Source organism: Microcoleus sp. N9_A1 (genome assembly GCF_036701795.1).
Classification (GTDB): Bacteria; Cyanobacteriota; Cyanobacteriia; order Cyanobacteriales; family Microcoleaceae; genus Microcoleus.
Genome location: NZ_JAUBRI010000021.1, coordinates 34013 through 55525, shown reverse-complemented (window position 1 = coordinate 55525; position 21513 = coordinate 34013). Strand labels below are relative to the sequence as shown.

The 21513-nt window shown below is 45.1% G+C and carries 24 protein-coding genes and 1 pseudogene; 16 read left to right on the top strand and 9 right to left on the bottom strand.

Annotation, left to right across the window (positions count from 1 at the left end; translation table 11 throughout):
• Positions 1 to 35 precede the first annotated feature (35 nt).
• The 3 genes from QUA58_RS12555 (at position 36) to QUA58_RS12545 (ending at position 2294) form a co-directional block, all read left to right on the top strand.
• Complete coding sequence (locus tag QUA58_RS12555; protein ID WP_333253919.1) at positions 36 to 323, top strand: NfeD family protein; 288 nt, start codon at positions 36 to 38, stop codon at positions 321 to 323.
• Between the two features lie 126 nt (positions 324 to 449).
• A complete protein-coding gene (glyQ, locus tag QUA58_RS12550) occupies positions 450 to 1328 on the top strand; it encodes a glycine--tRNA ligase subunit alpha (RefSeq protein WP_333394319.1) in 879 nt (292 codons plus the stop codon).
• Between the two features lie 198 nt (positions 1329 to 1526).
• Positions 1527 to 2294 carry an ATP-binding cassette domain-containing protein gene (locus tag QUA58_RS12545; protein WP_333394318.1) on the top strand — a complete coding sequence of 256 codons (768 nt, stop codon included), beginning with the start codon at positions 1527 to 1529 and terminating at the stop codon, positions 2292 to 2294.
• A 32-nt stretch (positions 2295 to 2326) separates the two neighbouring features.
• Here the strand turns inward: QUA58_RS12545 and QUA58_RS12540 are convergent.
• The 3 genes and pseudogenes from QUA58_RS12540 to QUA58_RS12530 all read right to left on the bottom strand — a co-directional run bounded on the left by QUA58_RS12540 (position 2327) and on the right by QUA58_RS12530 (position 6249).
• Positions 2327 to 3816: pseudogene (locus tag QUA58_RS12540) on the bottom strand (DHA2 family efflux MFS transporter permease subunit).
• 201 nt (positions 3817 to 4017) lie between these two features.
• A complete protein-coding gene (locus QUA58_RS12535) occupies positions 4018 to 5286 on the bottom strand; it encodes an MFS transporter (RefSeq protein WP_333253928.1) in 1269 nt (422 codons plus the stop codon).
• Positions 5287 to 5736: 450 nt separating this feature from the next.
• On the bottom strand, positions 5737 to 6249 hold the full coding sequence (locus tag QUA58_RS12530) for a DUF2808 domain-containing protein (protein WP_333394316.1): 513 nt from the start codon (positions 6247 to 6249) through the stop codon (positions 5737 to 5739).
• Positions 6250 to 6777: 528 nt separating this feature from the next.
• On the opposite strand from QUA58_RS12530, the gene QUA58_RS12525 reads away from it, so the two are divergent.
• The 3 genes from QUA58_RS12525 (at position 6778) to QUA58_RS12515 (ending at position 9872) form a co-directional block, all read left to right on the top strand.
• Positions 6778 to 7926, top strand: coding sequence for a Re/Si-specific NAD(P)(+) transhydrogenase subunit alpha (locus QUA58_RS12525; protein ID WP_333253932.1), 1149 nt, complete (start codon positions 6778 to 6780; stop codon positions 7924 to 7926).
• A 246-nt stretch (positions 7927 to 8172) separates the two neighbouring features.
• Positions 8173 to 8466, top strand: a complete 294-nt coding sequence (locus tag QUA58_RS12520) for an NAD(P) transhydrogenase subunit alpha (RefSeq protein WP_106150865.1) — start codon at positions 8173 to 8175, stop codon at positions 8464 to 8466.
• Positions 8463 to 9872: an NAD(P)(+) transhydrogenase (Re/Si-specific) subunit beta gene (locus QUA58_RS12515; RefSeq protein WP_333394314.1), complete on the top strand. Its 1410-nt coding sequence runs from the start codon at positions 8463 to 8465 to the stop codon at positions 9870 to 9872. Before QUA58_RS12520 ends, QUA58_RS12515 begins: the two co-directional genes overlap by 4 nt.
• A 210-nt stretch (positions 9873 to 10082) precedes the next feature.
• On the opposite strand, the gene QUA58_RS12510 is transcribed toward QUA58_RS12515, so the two are convergent.
• Entirely contained in the window at positions 10083 to 10445 is a 363-nt protein-coding gene (locus QUA58_RS12510; RefSeq protein ID WP_333394312.1) for a tetratricopeptide repeat protein, read from the bottom strand.
• Positions 10446 to 10507: 62 nt separating this feature from the next.
• On the opposite strand from QUA58_RS12510, the gene QUA58_RS12505 reads away from it, so the two are divergent.
• Positions 10508 to 10987, top strand: a complete 480-nt coding sequence (locus QUA58_RS12505; RefSeq protein WP_333394311.1) for a helix-turn-helix domain-containing protein — start codon at positions 10508 to 10510, stop codon at positions 10985 to 10987.
• Here the strand turns inward: QUA58_RS12505 and QUA58_RS31505 are convergent.
• Entirely contained in the window at positions 10984 to 11277 is a 294-nt protein-coding gene (locus QUA58_RS31505; RefSeq protein WP_445301874.1) for a type II toxin-antitoxin system HicB family antitoxin, read from the bottom strand. The two genes, QUA58_RS12505 and QUA58_RS31505, sit on opposite strands and share 4 nt — an antisense overlap.
• Positions 11278 to 11538: 261 nt before the next feature.
• On the opposite strand from QUA58_RS31505, the gene QUA58_RS12495 reads away from it, so the two are divergent.
• Entirely contained in the window at positions 11539 to 12234 is a 696-nt protein-coding gene (locus QUA58_RS12495) for a hypothetical protein (protein WP_333394309.1), read from the top strand.
• A gap of 20 nt (positions 12235 to 12254) precedes the next feature.
• Here QUA58_RS12495 and QUA58_RS12490 read toward each other — a convergent pair whose 3' ends face one another.
• Positions 12255 to 12569 (bottom strand): hypothetical protein, encoded by a 315-nt coding sequence (locus tag QUA58_RS12490; protein ID WP_333394307.1) that lies wholly within the window; start codon positions 12567 to 12569, stop codon positions 12255 to 12257.
• A gap of 317 nt (positions 12570 to 12886) precedes the next feature.
• A complete protein-coding gene (locus QUA58_RS12485; RefSeq protein WP_333394306.1) occupies positions 12887 to 13087 on the bottom strand; it encodes a type II toxin-antitoxin system HicB family antitoxin in 201 nt (66 codons plus the stop codon).
• Between the two features lie 126 nt (positions 13088 to 13213).
• On the opposite strand from QUA58_RS12485, the gene QUA58_RS12480 reads away from it, so the two are divergent.
• Complete coding sequence (locus QUA58_RS12480) at positions 13214 to 13828, top strand: COP23 domain-containing protein (RefSeq protein WP_333394305.1); 615 nt, start codon at positions 13214 to 13216, stop codon at positions 13826 to 13828.
• Positions 13829 to 14113: 285 nt separating this feature from the next.
• Here the strand turns inward: QUA58_RS12480 and QUA58_RS12475 are convergent, their stop codons facing one another.
• The gene (locus QUA58_RS12475; RefSeq protein WP_333394303.1) at positions 14114 to 15361 is read right to left on the bottom strand and encodes a GUN4 domain-containing protein; all 1248 of its coding nucleotides are present in this window, start codon (positions 15359 to 15361) and stop codon (positions 14114 to 14116) included.
• 425 nt (positions 15362 to 15786) lie between these two features.
• Between QUA58_RS12475 and QUA58_RS12470 the strand changes: the two genes are divergently transcribed.
• From QUA58_RS12470 to QUA58_RS12445, 6 genes are all read left to right on the top strand, one after another.
• A complete protein-coding gene (locus tag QUA58_RS12470; RefSeq protein ID WP_096829719.1) occupies positions 15787 to 16113 on the top strand; it encodes a DUF433 domain-containing protein in 327 nt (108 codons plus the stop codon).
• A gap of 3 nt (positions 16114 to 16116) precedes the next feature.
• Complete coding sequence (locus QUA58_RS12465) at positions 16117 to 16458, top strand: DUF5615 family PIN-like protein (RefSeq protein ID WP_333394300.1); 342 nt, start codon at positions 16117 to 16119, stop codon at positions 16456 to 16458.
• An 88-nt stretch (positions 16459 to 16546) separates the two neighbouring features.
• Entirely contained in the window at positions 16547 to 16882 is a 336-nt protein-coding gene (locus QUA58_RS12460; RefSeq protein WP_333394298.1) for a DUF433 domain-containing protein, read from the top strand.
• On the top strand, positions 16879 to 17205 hold the full coding sequence (locus QUA58_RS12455) for a DUF433 domain-containing protein (RefSeq protein WP_333394297.1): 327 nt from the start codon (positions 16879 to 16881) through the stop codon (positions 17203 to 17205). Before QUA58_RS12460 ends, QUA58_RS12455 begins: the two co-directional genes overlap by 4 nt.
• Before the next feature lie 3 nt (positions 17206 to 17208).
• On the top strand, positions 17209 to 17550 hold the full coding sequence (locus tag QUA58_RS12450; protein WP_333394294.1) for a DUF5615 family PIN-like protein: 342 nt from the start codon (positions 17209 to 17211) through the stop codon (positions 17548 to 17550).
• Between the two features lie 123 nt (positions 17551 to 17673).
• Positions 17674 to 20373 (top strand): protein-arginine deiminase family protein, encoded by a 2700-nt coding sequence (locus QUA58_RS12445; protein ID WP_333394292.1) that lies wholly within the window; start codon positions 17674 to 17676, stop codon positions 20371 to 20373.
• Here QUA58_RS12445 and QUA58_RS12440 read toward each other — a convergent pair.
• On the bottom strand, positions 20363 to 20569 hold the full coding sequence (locus tag QUA58_RS12440; protein ID WP_333394291.1) for a hypothetical protein: 207 nt from the start codon (positions 20567 to 20569) through the stop codon (positions 20363 to 20365). The two genes, QUA58_RS12445 and QUA58_RS12440, sit on opposite strands and share 11 nt — an antisense overlap.
• Between QUA58_RS12440 and QUA58_RS12435 the strand changes: the two genes are divergently transcribed.
• Entirely contained in the window at positions 20568 to 21491 is a 924-nt protein-coding gene (locus tag QUA58_RS12435; RefSeq protein WP_333394290.1) for a hypothetical protein, read from the top strand. The two genes, QUA58_RS12440 and QUA58_RS12435, sit on opposite strands and share 2 nt — an antisense overlap.
• Positions 21492 to 21513: the final 22 nt, after the last annotated feature.

Here is a 21513-nt window from a genome sequence, read left to right as displayed (position 1 = left end):
CTTCCATATATATTAACACAACAGGAGTCAGGGAAATGTTCAACTTAGCAAAAGCTTTCGGTTCTATTTTTTCTATTCACACTTACAGCACAGAAAACAATATGTTAATCGACAACTACATCAACACCAATTTTGTCTATTTCAACGAAGAAGCAGTCGTCGATGAATCGATTTACCCAAATCAAACAGGTCGCGTCCGCTTCCAAGGTAGCTGGTGGCCCGCACGGTGCGATCGCCAAATCACCCTCACACCCGGAGATACTGTTTATGTGATCGGCGTTGACAGCATCACTCTGTTAGTTTCCCTCACTCCCGCCGACTAAACGAGAACTCGATCCAAACTGCCTAATTTTTCACACCACACATGATTTCGGCAGGGTTTATGCAAATAAACCCTGCCTTTTTTATGCTTAAATAAGTTGAGACACATCCTAGCCATATTTAAACCAGTGAACTTTCAATCAGTCATTGCAACACTGAATCAATTCTGGAGCGATCGAGGCTGCCTGATCGCCCAATCCTACGACACAGAAAAAGGTGCAGGAACCATGAATCCCCACACCTTTCTTAGAGCAATTGGCCCCGAACCTTGGTCTGTAGCCTACGTCGAACCCTGTCGCCGCCCCACCGACGGACGCTACGGCGAAAATCCTAACCGCTTCCAACATTACTATCAATATCAAGTTCTGATTAAACCCTCTCCTCCCAACATTCAAGAAGTTTATTTAGACTCACTCAGAGCATTAGGAATTCGCCCAGAAGACCACGACATTCGTTTCGTTGAAGACAACTGGGAGTCGCCCACCCTCGGAGCTTGGGGTGTGGGCTGGGAAGTCTGGCTTGACGGGATGGAAATTACTCAATTTACCTATTTTCAACAGTGCGGTAGCATAGATTGTCGCCCCGTTTCGATTGAGATTACCTACGGGCTAGAACGCCTCGCAATGTATCTCCAAGAAGTTGATGCGATGACCAAAATTCAGTGGAAAGATGGTATAACTTACGGTGATGTTTTCCTGCAAGGGGAAATAGAACAATGTACTTATAATTTTGAAGCTTCTAATCCTGAATTGTTGTTTACTTTGTTTGGATTGTACGAGCAAGAAGCTGAACAATTAACACAAAAAGGCTTGGTTTTACCTAGTCTTGATTATGTACTCAAATGTTCTCACACTTTCAATTTGCTTGATGCTAGAGGTGTGATTTCGGTGACGGAAAGAACTCGCTATATTACCAAGATTCGGAATTTGGCGCGCCAGGTTGCTCAGCTTTATTTGGAACAGCGCGAACATTTGGGTTTTCCTTTGGATAAAGCTGTGAAGGTTTGACAAAGCAGTTCGGTAACGGATTCTTTAATAGAGGGCGGGTTTTGCCTTGATACAGTGGATTGTTTCATAAATTATGAGCCCCTACAAGCGTTGGGCGGGGGCGGGTTTTGCCTTGATAAAGTCGATTGTTTCATAAATTATGAGCTAAACCCGCCCCTACAACAGACCAATAGTCATACCATATTTTAAATTAATTCAATGCCTAATTATTCACAAAATAATACAGAAACAATTCCTCAATTGCGAGTTGAGGGTGTAAGTTTGAAAACACCGATCGCCTCTAGCTACTTATTAGACAATATCTCGTTTGATGTGCACAAGGGCGATCGCGTGGCAATTGTCGGGCCTTCGGGGGCTGGGAAAACTACGCTGTTGCGGTTGTTAAACCGACTCAGCAGCCCCACCAGCGGCTCGATTTATCTGGAAAATCGGGATTACCGACAAATACCTGCGATCGAACTTCGGCGACAAATCACCCTGATCATGCAAGAATCTAAGCTGTTGGGGATGTCGGTGCGGGAGGCGTTGGCTTATCCTTTGAAGTTGCGGGGTGTGACTCCATCAAACATTGCTGAGAGAATTAGCGGGGCGATCGCACAATTACACATACCCCAAGAATGGCTCGATCGCACCGAATTGCAGCTTTCCACTGGCCAAAAACAGTTAGTGGCGATCGCCCGCGGCATCATCCTGGAACCGAAAATATTGCTTTTAGACGAACCAACATCCGCCCTAGATGCCGGAAAAGCCGCCCACCTTTTGGAAGTATTAACACAACTAACTAACAATCAAACCACAATTTTAATGGTCAATCACCAATTAGAATTAGCCGAACAGTTTAGCACGCGAGTCCTGCATTTACAGCGCGGAAAACTCCTCGAATATTCCCCATCTCATCAAATAAATTGGCTGCAACTGCGGCAAAATTTAATCCAAGCAGAAGCAGAAGCAGAACAAGAATGGTGAACATTTGTAGGGTGCGCCGAGGCGCTACAGAATCAATGAGCGCCCCCTCCACCACCCGCACCCGGTTTCACCTTTTTAAAACCCAAAATAGCAATCCCGCTTACCAGCAATGCAATTCCCACAAAATAAAAACAATCATTAAAAGCCATCACATAAGCTTCCCGACGCACAATATTATCAATTCCCTGAATTGCCTGATTTTGCGCCACGCTCAAATCAGCACCGCGACTCACAAAATACTGAGTCATTTGATTTATTCTTTCCTGCGTTGCCTGATTGTACAAAGAAACAGATTCCCCTAATCGATTCGAGTGAAATTGCTCGCGCATCGTCACCAAAGTTCCTAGGGCCGGAATCCCCATCGAACCTCCCATATTTCGCATCATATTAAACAAACCAGAAGCCGAACCAGCCTCGTGTTTCTCCATACCAGCCGTGGCAATAGTTGACAGCGGTACCATAATTAAAGGCTGTCCCAATGCTCGCACTAATTGCGACCAACGCAACTGATCGATGCCCGTCTCGTGAGTCATGCTGGCATTCATAAAACAACTCACCGCAAACAAACTCACACCGATGCCAATCATCAGCCGCAGATCGATTCGCTGCATCAATTTCGGCACCATCGGCACGAGGAATAACTGCGGCACGCCGCCCCACATAATCACCTCGCCAATTTGCATGGCATTATACTGCTGAATCTGACCTAAATACAGGGGCAAAATGAATACCGAACCGTACAATCCCACCCCCAAAGAAACATTCACAACAGTTGCTAAAGCGAAATTGCGGCGACTCAATAATCGTAGGTTAATAAACGGTTTTTTTCTAGTTAGTTCAATCCAGAAAAAAGCGCTGATAAATATGGCAGAAACTATGCTTAAACGCAAAACCAAATCAGAACTCAACCAGTCTTTGCGGCTGCCTTCTTCTAACACAACTTGCAGGGAACCCAGGCCGATCGCCATTGAGGCAATTCCCCACCAGTCGCCCCCTTTTAGCAGTTCGAGCCGCATCGGCGTCGGGGCGACGGCATACCACACACCTGCTAGCAGCAGCAGCCCCGGAACCAAATTTAAATAAAAGACATATTGCCAGCCGTAATTCTCCGTCAGCAAACCTCCCAATGTCGGCCCGATGGATGGTGCAAAAGTAGCTGTCAGGGCAAACATCGCCATGCCGACTGGTTGCTTTTTGGGCGCAAATTTGTTAGCAAAAACGTAAAAGCCATCGGAATTAAAATCCCACCAGTCAATCCCTGCAACCCCCGAAACACAATCATTGAACTCAAATCCCACGCCCAAGCGCAGCACATGGAAAAGAATACAAAGAAAGCGGCATTTACCAAGATGTAGCGGCGAACAGAGAACACCTGCGATAGCCAACACGTCAGCGGAATTACGACAATTTCTGCGACTAGATAAGAGGTGGAAATCCAAGAACCTTCTTCTAAAGTTGCGCCTAAAGCTGCTTGAATATCTTTGATAGAAGCGTTGGTGATTTGGATGTCCAAAACCGCCATGAAAGCGCCGATCATTGTTGCCATGACGCCGATCCAGGTTTTTAAGGGAACGCGATCGTCGCTTTGCTGTTGGGGAATTGCACTGGTATTTGCCATTGGTTTTGCATCTTGTGTAATTAATTTGGATGTTTTAACCGCAGAGGGCGCAGAGGGCGCAGAGAAAGAGAGGGGAGTCAAGAAGGAGAGAAGTTTATCAATTTTTTAGGAAATTAAACCCATTTTTTGATAAATTGGTCTGACTAAGTGTTTTAAAGCGGGCAACTGTTTGCTAAAAACTACCGCTGCTAAAATACAAATTATACCGCCAAGTATGACTGTGTTGGGAGAGCCGATATAATTGGCCAATCCGCCGGCTACTAAATTGCCAAATGGTGTGACTCCAAAAAATGCCATTGTGTAGATGCTCATTACTCTGCCGCGTTTGTCGTCTTCTACAATTGTTTGCAAGAATGTGTTTCCTGCTGCAAATTGGATGATGAAACCCCACCCCACGAATAACATCATGATTAATGACAGCCACAAGACTCGGGATAAACCAAAACCGATCAGTCCGAATCCCATGACGGCGGGGGAAATAGCAATTAATTTGCCGATACCGACGACACTTTTTCGTCCAATTAAATAAATCGCGCCTGAAAATGCTCCGACTCCAGAAGCTGCCATCAAAAAGCCGAGGGTTTGTGCGTCGCCGTGGAGTATTTTTGTGGCAAAAATTGGGACTAATACTGTGTGTGACATTCCGGCGAAGCTGACTAATGATAATAAGAGGAGAATTGCTCTAATCGGCGGAAAGCCGAAGGCGTAAACGAATCCTTCTTTTAATCTTTGTAAGGGTTTTGTATTAGTTTCGGGAATTTGGCGCGGCTTGATTTTCATCGCTAATAAGCCTGCAATTACGGCGATGTAGCTGATTCCGTCAATCAGGAAACAATAACTAGAGCCGATTGTAGCTATCAGCAAACCTGCAATTGCCGGCCCGATCAATCTGGCTCCGTTGAACATGGAAGCGTTGAGGGCGATCGCATTTGCTAAGTCTTCTTTTTTGTCTACGATTTCGGGCACGAAAGCTTGTCGTGCTGGTGCGTCAAACGCATTAATTGCCCCTTGAAAGAAACTCAATACCAGGATTTGCCAGATGTTCACGACTCCTGTTAGCGCTAAAAATGCTAGGGCTAAGGATTGAACCATTGCTAATACTTGAGTGGCAATTATGACTCTGTGCCGGTTCCAGCGATCGATTAAAACTCCTGCAAAAGGCAGTAAAATTAATGTGGGGATTTGACTGGTAAATCCGACTACGCCCAGCATCAAAGGTGAATCGCTTAAATGGTAGACAAGCCAAATAGTAGCGACTTGGGTCATCCAATTGCCAATGAGTGAGATGCCTTGTCCTGCAAAAAATAGGCGATAATTTCGAGATTTGAGGGCCGGAGGAAGTTTTATGGATTTGATTTTTGCTTGTAGATTCATGTATCAGTACGGATCGAGCAATCCTATTTGATTGGTAAACATTTTGTAGGTAGCGCCTCTGGGCTATTGATTTTCACAATCGCCTAAAAACCTTTGTACTTATTGTTTATAGCGGAGTCTCCCTCCGCCTTGCATCCCCCAATCGAATGGGGAATTTAACTGGGTTGTTTGCTCCTTCTTAAGGTATAGAGGATGCTCGTTGATTTTGGAGTCCGATCGCCCAAAAATAATACTTTTGAAGTATTTGTGGAGATTTGAGTATTCAGAATTTATGAACTCCCATCACAGAAACCGGGTTTTTTATGGAATTTGGCCGCTGTTACCGCGTATTTTTCGACAAAAAGCCCGGTTTCTGGCCGATCGCGGGTTGCTCAGAAACCGGGTTTTTTGGGGAATTTGCGGGCTGTTACCGCGTATTTTTGGACAAAAAACTCGGTTTGTGCCCTTCCCTCACTCAATGCTTAACAGCCAAGTCCCCAGGTAACGCATCAATGGAACATCCCCTGGAGTGCGGATGCGGACGTTGAAATGGTACATTCCGCCGGGACTGGGGTTTCTGACGTTGGAGAGCACAACTTCAACGTTGCTACCTGCTGGAATTGGTTCTGCGGGATAAATTTCTATGAATCGATTTTCTTTGTCCCAGATTACTTCTTGTAATTGTATTGTTTTGTCTTTGACGCGCACTTTAATATCTTTTTGGTCGAATTCGCCTTTGTAGTAGTCTGGATAGGATATGTTCAGTTGGGCGATCGCCAGACTTACTTTTTTGGAAGGAATTCGTAGCCGGTATCTGTCGCCGCTCATCCCGGCTTTGCCGTAATCCAAGCGATAGTTTAATTGGTTGGCGCGATCGGGGCCGCCGAAAATTGTGAATCCCGGCATTCCTTGGGCTAAACTGATGGCGGGTAAGCCTGTCAGCAAACAACCTGTAACTGCTAGTGCTGAAAATAATCGTCTCATAATCGCTCCTCTGACCAAAATTAGAATGGAACCTTAAATATTTACTGCGGGCAATTTGCAATGAATGCCTTTAATATAGCGATTGTTTTGGCAATTTGATGAGTGCGATCGCCCGAGTTCAATCAATTTTTTTTTGTGTAATACTGACAACTGACATTCAAACTACAGAATTAGGCAGCGTTTTATTTTATCATGCTCGGCTGCAAATTTAACAATTTAGCGAATTTGAATCTATAAGACAAGTTAAAGAAGCGAGTGTATTTTTGGCGATCGGCTTTAGTATCAACGTGAGAAGCCAGAAGCGATTTCAACCGCGGACTGGGAAAAACAGCCAGCGATTGAAATCGCGCCTACACAAACGATGTCCGCCTCCGCGGACTGGGAAATTTGAATTTCAACCTGCGTCGGCAGGTTTTGTCTGACTTTCTGGCGGTTTCAACCGCCCTGTCTCGTCCAGGCGCGGTTTCAACCGCCATGTATGCGTGCGGTTTCAACCGCCCTGTCTATGTCTAGAGTAAAGGAGAGTTAATGAAATTAGCGATCGCCAAAGAAGTCCAAGCAGAGGAACGCCGGGTAGCCTTAGTACCCGACGCTGTAGCCCGATTAGTCAAACAAGGCGTCGAAGTTTGGGTAGAGGCCGGTGCCGGCGCAAAATCCTTTTTCTCGGATCTTGCTTACGAAGAAGCCGGAGCTCGTGTTATCGGTGATACCGCTACGCTGTGGGGCGAAGCCGATGTCGTCGTCAAAATCGGGGAATTGCAAGAATCAGAAGTTCATCAACTTCGCGAAGGAGGAGTTTTCATCGGATTTTTGAATCCTTTGGGAAATCCGGCTTTAGTGCAGCGGTTGGCAGATCGCCAAGTAACGGCATTCAGCATGGAAATGATCCCGCGCACCAGCCGCGCTCAAAGCATGGATGCACTGTCATCCCAGGCCAACGTCGCCGGTTACAAAGCCGTACTGATTGCAGCTTGTGCATTGCCGAAATATTTCCCAATGCTGACAACTGCGGCGGGTACAATCCGCCCCGCGAAAATATTGGTAATGGGAGTAGGCGTTGCGGGCTTACAGGCGATCGCGACAGCGCGACGTTTGGGCGCAGTCGTCGAAGCCTTTGACATCCGCCCAGAAACCAAAGAACAAGTACAAAGCTTGGGCGCTAAATTCGTTGATGTCGAACTCAAGGAAGAAACAGTCGCCGCCGGTGGTTACGCAAAAGAGTTATCAGAAGCCGCCAAAGAATACACCCGCCAAGTCCTGACTCAACACGTCAGCGCTTCCGATGTAGTGATTACAACTGCTCAAGTTCCTGGCAGAAAAGCACCTATTTTAGTTACTAGAGAAATGGTTTCTCAAATGAAGCCCGGATCGGTAATTGTTGACCTCGCGGCCGAACAAGGCGGCAATTGCGAATGTTCTGAAGCGGGGAAAGATGTTGAATGGAACGGCGTTAATGTCATCGGCCCGATTAATGTGCCCTCGTCGATGCCGGTACACGCTAGCGAAACTTACTCGAAGAATATCTCGGCTTTAGTTCAGTTGATGCTGAAAGATCAGGAACTCAATTTGAATTTTGAAGATGATATCATTGCTGGTTCTTGTGTCGCCCGCGATGGCGAAATTAGCAACCAGCGAGTTCGGGATGCTTTGGCTGCTCAAGCATCCGTAGTCAATTAGATGGTTCATGAAAATATCCCGGCGATTGAAATCGCGGCTACACAAACAAAAATATCTCGGCGATTGAAATCGCGGCTACACAAACAATGTCCGCCTCCGCGGACTAATCAGATTCTCTTGTTATTTCTTAGTCTGCCTCCGCAGACTTCGTTTGTGTAGTAGCGGTTTCAACCGCCGAATCATAAAGGGATGACTGGCGGACACAACCGGAAACGAGTTATTTCCAATTACCAATTACCAATTGTTATGGCAGAAGGATTGATTGCAGGTTTAGTGGTGTTTACTCTAGCGTCGTTTGTGGGATTTGAAGTAATTAATAAAGTCCCGCCGACGCTGCACACACCTTTGATGTCGGGATCGAATGCGATTTCGGGAATTGCAGTTTTAGGCGCAATTCTGATTTCGGGCCAGGGAAATGTGACTGTTACTTCGATTTTGGGGACGATCGCGATCGCCCTTGCCACCATTAACGTTGTCGCAGGTTTCTTAGTAACCGATCGAATGCTGCAAATGTTCAAGAAAAAAGAGGTTAAAGCGTGAGTGATTTTCTGCCCAGTGGCATTCAACTAGGTTATTTAGTTGCCGCATCTTTGTTTATTATCGGTTTGAAACAGTTGGGTTCCCCTGCAACCGCGCGTCAAGGAAATGTGTTAGCTGCGATCGGGATGTTAATTGCGATCGTCGGTACTTTACTCGAAAAGCAAGTTATCAGCTACGAATTGATTGCTATCGGCATCATCATCGGTTCCATTGTGGGAACAATTATGGCGAAAACCGTCGCGATGACGGATATGCCGCAGATGGTGGGTTTGCTTAACGGTTTCGGGGGCGCGGCTTCTGCACTCGTTGCTGTGGGGGAATTCTGGCGCTATCTCAGCATCCCGGAATCGCCAACTCCCGATGCGACAATCACGATCCTTTTGGGCGTATTAATCGGCGGAATTACTTTTACTGGTAGCCTTGTAGCGTTTGCAAAACTGCAAGAATTGCTACCTGGTGCGCCGATTTCGTTTCCGCTACAACAGCCGTTTAATGCTTTACTGGCGATCGCGCTTTTAGCCGGCAGCGGTTATATGGTGTTTCACCCGGAAGATGTACCGGTATTCCTGGCTTTGGTGGCTATTTCTAATATCCTGGGTATCATGTTTGTGCTGCCGATTGGGGGTGGTGATATGCCCGTGGTGGTGTCGCTGCTTAACTCCTATTCGGGGATTGCGGCGAGTGTGGCTGGGTTCATTTTGATGAACAATATGCTGATTATTGCTGGGGCACTTGTGGGCGCGTCGGGAATCATTTTGACGCAGATCATGTGTAAGGCGATGAATCGATCGATCTCTAGCGTATTGTTTGGGGCGTTTGGTAGCGGTGGCGGTGGTGCGACTGCTGGGGCTGTTGCTGGTGGGGCGATCGACAAAACTGTTCGCAGCATCAATCTCGAAGAAAGTGCGATGATGTTAGGCTATGCGCGATCGGTTGTAATTATTCCCGGTTACGGGATGGCTGTAGCGCAAGCACAGCACGCCGTGCGGGAGTTAGCCGACGGTTTGGAAAAAATGGGTGTTGACGTGAAATACGCGATTCACCCGGTGGCTGGGCGGATGCCGGGGCACATGAATGTGCTGTTGGCGGAAGCAAACGTGCCTTATCCGCAGTTGTACGATATGGACGATATCAATCCGCAGTTTGACGAAACTGATGTTGCTTTGGTAATCGGGGCTAACGATGTAGTGAATCCGGCGGCGCGTCACGATACGGCGAGCCCGATTTATGGGATGCCGATTTTGGAGGTTGATAAGGCTAAGCATACGATCGTGATTAAGCGTGGGATGAGTGCTGGTTTTTCCGGTGTAGACAATGAGTTGTTCTACAAGGATAAGACGATGATGTTGTTTGGTAGCGCTAAGGATGTGGTTGCCAAATTGGTTTCTGAGGTGAAGCAGTTGTAGGATTTTTTAACCGTAGATGAACGCTGATTAACGCGGATGATTAAACCCGGTTTCTACAAGAAACCGGGTTTTTGTTTTGGGTTTGTTTTAGATTGTGTCTGGTTGATTTGCAATGTTGTAGGGGCGGGTTTTACAAACAATAATTGACTAAAATTAATAATCTCGTAAACCCGCCCCCTCCATGCTAGAAGGATGCCACCGGACTTGATATTATGCAATGCTAGCTTGGTTTAAATATCCACTGGAAATAGGTGTATGTGAAAATCCTTGTTCTCTGGCTTTTTGAAACCATTTTTCTGCTTCAGTGCGATCGGCTGCTACACCATCAGCACCGCACAGATAAATTCCTGCTAAGTTGTTTGAGGCAACACCATAGCCTTGCTCAGCGGATTTGATGTACCATTTAATTGCTTCTAATATCATCCTTTCTCCACCTAATCCTAAATGGTACATACTGGCAATTATGCACTGGGATTCAGCATTCCCTTGTTCTGCTAGTGGTTTTAACAAGGTAAATGCTTGGGTATAATCTTGGGTATTAAAAGCGGCTAGACCTTTTTCTAATTCAGGCATTAACGGTCATTAATAAATTCAATATACTATAATAGCATTAAACGAATTCAGGAAACATTACCATGAACAGACAAAAAATCCTCCTAGATCCGGTTTTACCGACAGAAGCAGAAACAAAAGCTATCAAATTGTTGGATAAAATGCTATGTTTCAAGACAGAAAATGGTGATTCTGAGACATCCAAAGTAAAATTGGTGGAAGTGGGCGGGGAAGCGATCTCACTTCCTGAATCTCTCTATCAATTGTTGTGTCAATCTGCACATTTAATGGCGGCTGGTAAAGCAGTGTCTTTAGTGCCAATTGAGCAAGATATGACTGTTGAAGAAGCTGCGACTTTGCTCAATGTGTCGCCACAATTTGTAGTCAAATTGCTCGATGATGGGGAAATTGCCTATGGAAAAGTAGGAAACCAGCGGCGGATAAGTTTGGCAAGTGCGATCGCCTATAAACAGCAGCGTACTGTTAAGCGCCGTGAAATTCTCAAGGAATTAGCTCAGTTTAGCCAAGAAGAGGAATTGCATGAAGCCAGAGTATACAGCTAGCAGGTTGATTCCGATTTTTGCAGATAAGATTCAACGTTATTATCAGAATATTTCGTAGGTTGTAGTGAAGGGCGATCGTTCTTGTGTGCAGACGTGCGATCGCTATGCAGCAAGTTTTTGAATTCAGAAGGATCTGCTGTCTCAAAAAATAGTTCCAACGCTTCGATCAGATTTCGTCGCGCTTCTTCTATATTGTCACCTTGGCTGGCAATATCGAGTTCCGGGCAAAGGGATACATATCCGTCGCCTTCTCGTTCAATAATTGCTGTCAACTGTTGTGTTGACTTCATAATTTGAAGTGGCGGACTGCCAAGCTCAAACAATTATAGTTTTACTTGAGATTATCTCACATCTTTCGCTGTTCGGTGGAGACGGGCGATCGCCCTATACAATGCTAGCTTGGTTTAAATAGTCACGGGCGATCGGTGCTAGTCAAATATATCTGCGATCGGAGATTTTTTAAATATAATGAAATCCTAAAGAATTAAGAGAACTGCAAAAATTGTACTAACCTTAGAGCTAAAGTCAATTAAATTAAAAAAGTTTCAACTATGTCAGATCAACCTTTTAATATCCGCCAACTCAATGACCTAGATTATGACAAAGCAGAACCACTCCTGGAAGATTATCAGGAAACGCTAATCGAGCTATTTGTCAATTCTACCGAAGGAGAAGAATACTGTAAAACTTATCCAGACGTTGGATTTTGGATCTCGCAGTTCATTTATTACGGTTTTGGCTATGAAGGTTTTACGCTGCCTCGCATGAAAGTGGAAGATGTGGCAACTGTAGTCGAAGAGTTGTTTCCCAGGAAAGTGAGTTTGCTTTCGCCGGAAGAAGGTGAAAATGCTATCCCGGAATTATTGGCGTTCTGGCAATTTTTGAAGCGAGAATTTAAACTGCGAAATGCCACTTCAATTATCAAATACCTGCGGGATATCGAGCCGGAATTTAAGGAGATTATGGAAGATTCCTCTAAATTTGGATTTGCCAAATCCTTTGTAACGCTCGGTCAGCAAGCAGGGTTTGATATGAGTACGGGGGAAGGTCTAACACAATTTCAGGAGATATATAATGCTAGCATTGCTCCTATAATGGCAGCTAAAAACTCCGATACATCGGGATTTTCCAGCCAACCGATAAGTGGTAGTGCTGTGAATGAATCTAAAGCAAGTAAAGAAAAGCAAAAAAAAGCAAAAAATACGGCGGCTGAATCGAGAAAACGCAACCGCACTAAGAAAAAATGAGGTTTAGCAAGTATCTATCCTCACTTCACTCTTCTTCGGATTCTTCTCAGCATCTTGTTAGCTTCTCCGATCCCGCGAAACTTCCAAACTAATAAATAACACATCAAACAAAACCCAAAAATTCCTAACACGATCGCACTTTCTTCCGGTGAGTTGGTAGTTCGATCGAACTTCCCACTCTTCGGACTTGCTTGGATGTTGTTAGTTCGATCGACAGTTCGATCGCCCGCTTGCAAGTTAAAATTGTGTTGTTCAATAGCATTACTATTTTTAAATTTTCGATCTATTTCTTGAAATGACTTCGCCTGTTCGCAGCTTGTTAAGGATAATCCCATAAGGATAAAAATTAGGAAATAACAGGGCGATTTCACGATTTTTACTTCCATTTATGGAGAAAGCGACTAAATGAATATAAGACTGACTCGTGGGAAGGCAGAAACCGGGTTTTTTGCGAAAATACTTCGTATACAGCCACAAATTCCCTGAAAAACCCGGTTTCTTTGGTCTGAGTGCGCGGTCAGAAACCGGGTTTTTTGCGAAATACTTCGTACACAGCTACAGATTATCTTAAAAAATCTGTTTCTTTGGTTTGAGTTCGTAAATCCTGCGAATAATTTCTACAATAGCGGTGTATGATTTTCGTAAGTTGTAGTTAAGGGCGATCGCTATGCAGCCGATTATGGAATTCTGAAGGATCGGCTGTCTCAAAAAATAGTTCCAACGCTTCGATCAGATTCCGTCGCGCTTCTTCTATATTGTCACCTTGGCTGGCAATATCAAGTTCTGGGCAAAGGGATATATATCCGCCGCCTTTTCGTTCGATAATGGCTGTCAACTGTTGTGTTGAATTCATAATACTATAATAGCATTATTCGACATCAGGCAAGTTTTCGGGAATGCGTTACTTGGCTGATGTAGAACTTTTCAACTTAATTATCGCTCTTGTCGTCTATCAAAACTTTATCGAGGATTCTGTACCGTGAATAATGGTGGAAAGTTTTTTAACGCCGCAAACCTGACTGTCGGTGTACTAAGTTTGTTAGCGGCTGTTGTCGGTGCGGGAATTGCTTATGCTCAAGGTTGGCAGCCGCTGTTATTTGGACAAAACGCTCGTTTTTCCTGCCAAAATCAGCCAGATACTCAGCGGGGAGGTGACGTTTGGACTGTCATGTACCGTCACGATCAAGGTCAAAAACCTTGGTTGAAAATCGTTACAACTTTAGGCGATAATTATAAGCCTCTAAAACGCTGCGAAGAAATTTCTGAACGATTGAACGGTTATCGCAAAGATGGTTTAATTCGGCTAGCTTATAGAGACGATCCTAAGACTCCGAATCAATACGTGATTTGCGCTAAAACTAAGTTGAGTGGCGAGGGTTGTCCGCTGTTGGTGACGTTGAAGCCCGGTAGCGAAACAGAGGCTTATAACGCAATGCGAGATATGACTGAAAATTTGCTGAATGGTACTGGGGTTTATCAAGGTGGCGGGGGTAAGCAGGTAGTTCCTAAGTTTTCTCCGTCTTCGCCAGAGATTGATTTAACTCCTTTTTTGGCTGAAGAGGATCGGATTGCTGGATCTAATTCTGCTAAGTGATATTAAATTTATAGGAATTACGCATGGGGTTCAGAAACCGGGTTTTTTACAAAAATACTTCGTTACATCTCATATATTAGGAAAAAACCCCGGTTTCTTTGGTCGGAGTGCGTAAGTCCTGATTCATTGAAAAGTTCGTTTTGCCTAATTGTTATAATCCTCAAGTGGCTGGCAACATCCAGGCTGGAAAGTGGCAGTGCCAGGTATCGGAAACCCTGACACCGCATGACTTCGTGGATTTTGACTTTATCACAGTTCTTAATAAAAATTTGAAGCCTTTATAGGTTACAACTTACAAGTCTCTGCACGAGAGAAGAAGAGCCCTACCACTCTCAAGCCCCCCAAATCCACCGCCAGATTCACTCCCACCACACCAAACAAGACCTCAAGATGCCACGGGAGGTGTGCTGATGGTGCATTGGTATTGAATGTTAGTTGAGAGTAGTCTAACCATTCTCCTTTCTCTCCTTTCTGTTTCCAGCCGATCACCTCGGCATAAGCAAACCATACTTTATCATCATACTTCTCCGTGCCACCAAGACTTTGATAAATCTGCTTCTGCACGGAAAAGCCGAAGCGTCCATCACTATATTTTACCCAAAGTCGATCCATCGCCCGCAAATCTGGACAGGAAAAATTTTCGACATTTTTAACGTCTAGCCAACCTTCTTTTTGTCTCCCCGCCACTTCTAACATTTTGTTACCAGTTTCCCTATCTGCTTCCTTCCACTGCCCAGCCGCCAATAACTGTTGCAGTTTAGTATAATCTGCCTTAGCAAGGGGTTGATTTTCCCAAGACTGATTTGCCTGATAAGTTTTAATGGGAATTCCCCACTTATAAGTATTAATTTGTACCCCTCCAGCAACTCTTGCCGCTGCTTGTTTTAGCACAGTTTGCTGCTGCGAAGACAAACTTGCTTGTTGACTATCCAAAATCGCAACAAGTTGAGTATCCGTCTGCCCGTGAACTGCAACCACTTTACCGCTAGTATCCAAAACAGGCCCGCCACTAAAACCGCCATAAACATTAGGAGCTTCATAGGAAATTCCATACCCCTCTGGCATCACATCCAACGCCGCTACATCACCACCCGCTCTAAACTGCACTAATTTGTCACCACCCCGATCTGGAAACCCCCTAATGGAGATTTTATCTTCTACTTTGACGCTATCAGAATCGCCCAAAGTGAGACTTGGATAAGGACATTTCTCCCCGGCTGACTGAAACGTTACCACTGCTAAATCCAGATTGGGACTTGCTTGGATGCTGTTAGTTTTATGAAGTTTTTGGTCGTTAGTTTGCAGGTTCAAACTACGCCCTTCAACCACATGACGTGCCGTGAGAACCGTGCAAACTCCGGTTGGCCCCGGCACAATAAAGCCCGTACCGTGTCCGCTTTCATTCTGGTAGGAAATCAAGACAATACTATTTTTAACTGTTTCGGCAATTTCTTGAGATGACTTCTGCTGTCCGCAGCTTGTTAAGGAGAGTCCGATGAGGGTAAAAATTAGCCAGCAAGAGCGGGATTTCATAGATTTTGCTGATAGTTTTAGGGAATAAGGGAGTAAATGAATAATTTCTACAACAGTGATGTGTTGTTTTCCAGGTAGGAGATTAATATGAAAGTATACCATTTTTTTGAAGTCGTAGCTACGGGTAAGGAGATTGGAGCGATCGGAGGTGACAAGTTAAGATTAAAAGCCTCTCGATATCTCGCTGGTAGCCAAGTCTAGATCCCCCTAAATCCCCCTTAAGAAGGGGGACTTTGACTGCACTCTTGTCCCCCCCCTTCTTAAGGGGGGCTAGGGGGGATCGAGATTTTGTGGACTCACTTATAGCTAATCTATCGACAGCAACGCGTCTTTTCGTAAAAAACCCGGTTTCTGGGCCCATGCTAAGCCCTATTCCGTTATAATTTAGCTAGGATATTCTATCTGTAAAAATGGGATAGTAAATTATGACACTCACCGAATTAAAAATCGATCTAGCATCATTAAATTCAGCCGACAAAGCAGCGGCTATAGAAATTTTACTTCAAACCTTAAGCACTGGTGCTATAGGCATTAAAAAAACTCCAGGCGTGTGTGGCGGCGATGCCTGCGTTGGCAATACTCGCATACAAGTTTGGGTACTTGTTGGTTATCGCCGTCTCGGATGCAGCGATGCTGAACTTTTTAAGTGCTATCCTCATTTGACTGCGGCTGATTTGGTAAATGCTTGGGCTTATGCTGATGCTTACCCAGAAGAAATTGAACAAGCAATCAAAGAAAATGAGGAAGCCTAAAACATGGCGCGACTTTATGCAGACGAACAGTATCCGTTGCCAGTAGTTGAGTTTCTTCGACCTTTAGGTCACGATGTTTTAACAGTTCAAGAAGCCGGAAACGCAGGATTAGGAATTCCTGATGAGGATGTATTGGCTTTGGCAGTGAGTAATGAGCGAGCAGTTTTGACTCTCAATCGAGGTGATTTTATTCGACTGCATCGCTCACAACCCGACCATGCTGGTATTATCATTTGTACTCAAGATAGCAACTGGGAAAGACAGGCGACTAGAATTAATGAGGCTATTTCTGGATTTGATAATTTGAACGGTAAATTGATTCGAGTTAACCGTCCTTCGACATAAAAAAGCCGATCGCCATTGTTAAATCCAAAGCAATAGTTCGATGGGAACGGTGCTATAATCTAGATAATATATTCCGGCGATCGCACTTATGACTATACAAGAATTAGAAAGTCAAGTCTTAACCTTAAATCTCGCTGATAAAGCTAAACTAATCAGCATCCTAACTCAAACTTTAACCAACGGTTCTCTAGGCATTAAAAAAACTCCTGGTGTGTGCGGAGGCGATGCTTGTATCGGCAATACTCGCATACCAGTTTGGTCGCTGGTGTGCGATCGACTTTTAGGTGCTTCCGATGGTATCATCCTAGAATCATTTCCCGATCTAACCGCCGCTGACCTGGTAAATGCGTGGGCTTATGCCGATGCCTACCCAGAGGAAATTGAACAAGCAATTAGAGAAAATGATGGAGATAGCAAAAAATGACACTGAAAGAATTAGAAAAACAACTCCTTGCCTTAACTCCCAGTGAAAAAACTCAGGCAATACAGCTATTAGTCCAAAGTTTAAGCAATACTTGGCAAGGAATCGACAAAACTCCCGGCGTGTGTGGCGGCGATGCTAGAATTGCCAAGACTCGCATACCTATTTGGTCGATGGTAAATTATCGCCTTCTGGGTGCAAATGATGTGCGAATTTTGCAAGATTTTCCCCATTTGAGTGCAGCGGATTTGGCGAATGCTTGGGCTTATGCTGAGGCACACCCAGAGGAAATTGAAGCAGCAATCGCTAGAAATGAGGAAGATTAACAAATGGTGCGTCTTTATGCAGATGAAAATTTTCCACTGGTAATCGTGGAGTTACTGCGAAATTTTGGTCACGATGTTTTGACAGTGCAAGAAGCTGGAAATGGTGGACTGGGGATTCCTGATGAAGATGTGTTAGCTTTTGCTATTAGCCACAATCGAGCCGTTTTGACGCGCAATTGGGATGATTTTAGACACCTGCACCGTTTGCAACCTGACCATAAGGGTATCATTATTTGCAAAGAAGATTTGAATACAGAGAGACAAGCTACACTAATTAATGAAGCTATTTCTACAGTCGAAAATCTCACAGGTAAATTGATTAGAGTAATCCGTCCGCCGCAGTGAAAAAAAGCCGTAGCTTGCGGGGCGGGACGCCATCGCCGAAACCCATCCTACAAATCTTATAATTAAATCCCCCATTGCTCCCAAGATTAGGTAAAATTATTGGCGTGTCTGAGGATAAACTATATGCGCTGGGTTCGATATATTGCGATCGCGATCGTCAATGGTTTCGGTGTCGTCATCGGTATTATTTGGGTTGCAGTCCCCACAACAGTGGCTCAACCTTCCCTAAACTACCAACTCGCACTCTCTGGGCGACAGCCAGACGGCGAAAATCCGCAATCCCTTTCCGAACTCTACAAATTGCGCGATCGCCTGAAAGTACAATTAGATAACCTTGCCAAAAATCCCGACAGCGCCCCGTTTCCTGCTGAACTTTGGAAATCAGCAATCCACCGCCAGCAATCCCAAACTCTGACGCAGCAACTCGAAAACGTTCAAAGTCAGATTCAAATAGAAGAAAGAGCCAAATATAATTGGGACGAGGCTGCTAAATTTGCCGCCCAAGCAGTCTTAATTGGACGCACTTCTAATCCTTCTTCTGCTACTTGGGAACAGTCGCAACGCCTGTGGCAAATTGCTATCAATACGCTGCGACTCATTCCTCACGATTCTTTTTTGGCCGATGGGGCGATCGACAAAACCATCGAATACCAAGGAAACCTCAGTGTCGCTACCTATGAAATGCAAGTCGCACGTTCTGTTGAGAAAATTAGAGCCGAGGAAGAAGAGATAAGAGAGCGAGCCCGCAAAGAGCAAGAGAAAAAAGAGTTTGCTCGTCGAGAAATAGAGAGAAAAGAGCAAGAAAAAAAAGATCGGGCTAGAAAAGAACTTGAAAGGCAAGAGTTTGAAAAGCAAGAATTAGCCCGTAAAGAAGTTGAAAGGCAAGAATTAGCCCGTAAAGAAGTTGAAAGGCAAGAGTTTGAAAAGCAAGAATTAGCCCGTAAAGAACTTGAAAGGCAAGAATTTCAAAGGCAAGAGTTAGCCAGACAAGAACTTGAAAGGCAAGAATTAGCTCGTAAAGAAGTTGAAAGACAAGAACTTGAAAGGCAAGAATTAGCTCGTAAAGAAGTTGAAAGACAAGAACTTGAAAGGCAAGAGTTAGCCAGACAAGAACTTGAAAGGCAAGAGTTAGCCAGACAAGAATTAGCCAGACAAGAACTTGAAAGACAAGAGTTAGAGAGAAATCAGCAAGCAACTTCTCAACCAACTCCTGAATCAACTGCAACACCAACTCCCGCCCCAGTTACGCCTGCTGCGTCCACGCCGAACTTTTTCTTTGCGGGAGATACCAACAGAGATGGCCAAATTAACGAGCAAGACGAAGCGGGAAAAGAACAATGGTCTTTGTCCAAGGGCGCGTTAATTTTATTTAACGATCGCAATAACGATCGCGGCAAGATACCGACTTGGAAACAAACCAAAGTTAGCGCTCCCCGCCGTGCCGCAATGCTTTCTCAAGTTAACTTAACACTATCTGAAAGCTTCAAAACCTCTCAGTTATTTATCACGGCTGACAGCATTGCTAGCCCTCACATCAGCGTTTTTCAGAAGACGGGCGACGGCTGGCAACCTGTAGATCTATCCGGTGCTAAACCTCTAGTTTTCAGCACGAATATTGTTTTAGGTGTGGAAGCCAAACAATTTGCCGATCGCAATTGGAACGGCACTGTTAATCTCAAAGCAACTGCCCAAAACAACGGTCAAGAAATCGCCTCCACAACAATCCAAATGGGCGTTAGTCCTTGGATGATACCGCCCAATACAGCACCAGTAACCGAAGTTCAGGTTAGCGACAGAGGCTCGGTAAACAGCGAATTTATCTCGCAACTAAAACAAGCAGTAGAACCCACGGGCGCCAAAGTGAAAATTCTCCAGGGCGATCGCACTTGGATGCAAGATACCCAGAAAAACGGCTACGTTCAATTGCCCGAAAAATCGGATATACGCCTGTTTAATGTAGCCCTAAAAAGCAATACAGAGCCAGAGAAAAACCCGCCTGTTAAATCAACTCAAAACCGGGATTTGAAAGTAGTTAAAATTGGCAATCCTCGTTCTTTAGACCCTGTAAGTCAGTGGTCTGACGGATACGGCAATTTGCAGGTGACACCGCCGATTCCCGGACACCCAATGGGTCGAGTTTATTACGGGAATTCGGGAAATGCTAGTTTTAATCCAGAGGTACTTGATTTTATTCAAGCTCAGCGAATTCAAGGGCCGCCAGTGGATATTGATACTTCTTGGCTTTTGACTCGCCAAGTCGATGAAATTATCAATTTTATTCCCACTCAAACTCCCGGAAAATATGTAATGGCGATCGCCAGTCCCGAAGCCGGAGTTAAGCTGTTGGAAGAATTGGAGGGAAGAGGTTACGGCGATGTGGCGATCAATCGTGGTTTAAGCACTCAAACAACTGTCAGCGCCGCCTTGAAAAACCGTGCTTTAATTCAACACAATCTCTATTTGCAAAATCAGAAACTTAATCCGATTATAGAGAAGTTGAAAAGAGAGTTTTTACTCGGAGACGACCAAATTATTCAAGTTCCGGTGATGTTTGGCTACAGCGGTTATGCTTGGTGGCCAAATATGGTCAATTCGGTGCCAGTTAACGGCAAGTTGTTAGTTTCAAATCCGCGCGGGCCAATGATTGAGGGTGTAGATTACACTCAGGAAAGATTGCGCCAACTGCTGCTTCCTGCTGGCGTCAGCGTTAGTTTTCTGGATGACAGGTATTATCAAGAATTGAAAGGAAACGTGCAGTCGGCGACGAATACTGTGAGGAAGCCTGAAGAGCGGCCTTTTTGGCAGTCTTTGCCTAATAATTGAGTCCGGTAGTAAGTTGCGATCGCAATTTGTGCTCAATATTTACCGAAAATGGGTAAATTGCGATCGCCCTTGCCAACAGATTTCTCGATCGACATGGACGGCATTTTGTCAAGGGCCTTGCCGTATCGGTGCAGGCGATCGCACCAGTAACGTAAAATGTATAAAAGCGGTCTTTGTAAAATAAATTTAGCCCCATGAGCGACGAACAGGAAAAAAAACAAATTTTGACTCAGCAACCGGAAACAATTTCTCCTACCAGCGATGAGTTCGATCGCAGTGAAATTGCCAGGGCCGATTCAACTTCCGCATCAGCAGAAACTCCCGCAGAAATTGCCGCGCCCGAAGAGATTTCAGCGCCAATCGACGCAGCCGAAACAATTACAGTTGCCGCCGATAGTACGCCGGAAACAACTCAAATTACAAGTTATCCGCCTCCAACAATTCCACTTGCCAACCCCGAACCAAAACCAGCCCGAAAGTGGCAAATCTTAGCAGTTTTTCTCAGCGGAATGTTAGTCGGTGCCGTCCTTAGTCTCGGCAGTTTGCTAGGGTGGAAAATGTATCAGGAAAGAGCGAACCTTCAAATCAGACTGCCCGCTGACGTACCCCTCCCCCAAAGCCCTCCAACCGTCGCAACAGCGCCCGCCAACCGCCTGCCCGGACTTCCCCCAGCACCTGGAACTCGACTGCCCGCCACAATCTATCCGTCGCCCCGTCCCACTCAAATCCCCTCTCTGTCTGGCGTTCCCCAACTTGCTTCGCCGTCACCGTCGCCGTTGCTGTTGCCTTCTCCTTCTGCTTCTCCCACTGCGGTTGAAACCCCTGTAACCGAGCGAGTTTACTTTCAAGCTGGTGCTACGGGAACTACTCTGAGCAATAGTTTGCGAGCCAACATATCCAGGCGCTACTTACTGGAGTGCAATAGCGGCCAAAGCATGACAATAAAGGTTCAAGAAGGTCAAGTTAGCGCAGCAATTATTGCTCCTAACGGCGAAAATTTAGGTACTGCTGATGGCACAGGTCAGTGGCAAGCTCAACTAGCCAGTAGTGGCGATTATACTATTGAAATTTCAGGCGATCGCCAAGCAAACTACGTTGTTAAAATAGAAGTAAAATAGTAAGTATAATCGTATCGGGCGG

Bases quoted from the DNA above. Each gene is read 5' to 3' on its own strand.
- QUA58_RS12530 (WP_333394316.1), bottom strand. From the start codon at position 6,249: ATGAGACGATTATTTTCAGCACTAGCAGTTACAGGTTGTTTGCTGACA.
- QUA58_RS12470 (WP_096829719.1), top strand. From the start codon at position 15,787: ATGACACTCACCGAATTAAAAATCGATCTAGCATCATTAAATTCAGCC.
- QUA58_RS12525 (WP_333253932.1), top strand. From the start codon at position 6,778: ATGAAATTAGCGATCGCCAAAGAAGTCCAAGCAGAGGAACGCCGGGTA.
- QUA58_RS12475 (WP_333394303.1), bottom strand. From the start codon at position 15,361: ATGAAATCCCGCTCTTGCTGGCTAATTTTTACCCTCATCGGACTCTCC.
- QUA58_RS12440 (WP_333394291.1), bottom strand. From the start codon at position 20,569: ATGGGGCTAAATTTATTTTACAAAGACCGCTTTTATACATTTTACGTT.
- QUA58_RS12505 (WP_333394311.1), top strand. From the start codon at position 10,508: ATGAACAGACAAAAAATCCTCCTAGATCCGGTTTTACCGACAGAAGCA.
- QUA58_RS12435 (WP_333394290.1), top strand. From the start codon at position 20,568: ATGAGCGACGAACAGGAAAAAAAACAAATTTTGACTCAGCAACCGGAA.
- QUA58_RS31505 (WP_445301874.1), bottom strand. From the start codon at position 11,277: ATGAAGTCAACACAACAGTTGACAGCAATTATTGAACGAGAAGGCGAC.
- QUA58_RS12555 (WP_333253919.1), top strand. From the start codon at position 36: ATGTTCAACTTAGCAAAAGCTTTCGGTTCTATTTTTTCTATTCACACT.
- QUA58_RS12450 (WP_333394294.1), top strand. From the start codon at position 17,209: ATGGTGCGTCTTTATGCAGATGAAAATTTTCCACTGGTAATCGTGGAG.
- QUA58_RS12485 (WP_333394306.1), bottom strand. From the start codon at position 13,087: ATGAATTCAACACAACAGTTGACAGCCATTATCGAACGAAAAGGCGGC.
- QUA58_RS12495 (WP_333394309.1), top strand. From the start codon at position 11,539: ATGTCAGATCAACCTTTTAATATCCGCCAACTCAATGACCTAGATTAT.
- QUA58_RS12510 (WP_333394312.1), bottom strand. From the start codon at position 10,445: ATGCCTGAATTAGAAAAAGGTCTAGCCGCTTTTAATACCCAAGATTAT.
- QUA58_RS12520 (WP_106150865.1), top strand. From the start codon at position 8,173: ATGGCAGAAGGATTGATTGCAGGTTTAGTGGTGTTTACTCTAGCGTCG.
- QUA58_RS12465 (WP_333394300.1), top strand. From the start codon at position 16,117: ATGGCGCGACTTTATGCAGACGAACAGTATCCGTTGCCAGTAGTTGAG.
- QUA58_RS12490 (WP_333394307.1), bottom strand. From the start codon at position 12,569: ATGGGATTATCCTTAACAAGCTGCGAACAGGCGAAGTCATTTCAAGAA.
- QUA58_RS12455 (WP_333394297.1), top strand. From the start codon at position 16,879: ATGACACTGAAAGAATTAGAAAAACAACTCCTTGCCTTAACTCCCAGT.
- QUA58_RS12545 (WP_333394318.1), top strand. From the start codon at position 1,527: ATGCCTAATTATTCACAAAATAATACAGAAACAATTCCTCAATTGCGA.
- QUA58_RS12460 (WP_333394298.1), top strand. From the start codon at position 16,547: ATGACTATACAAGAATTAGAAAGTCAAGTCTTAACCTTAAATCTCGCT.
- QUA58_RS12535 (WP_333253928.1), bottom strand. From the start codon at position 5,286: ATGAATCTACAAGCAAAAATCAAATCCATAAAACTTCCTCCGGCCCTC.
- QUA58_RS12445 (WP_333394292.1), top strand. From the start codon at position 17,674: ATGCGCTGGGTTCGATATATTGCGATCGCGATCGTCAATGGTTTCGGT.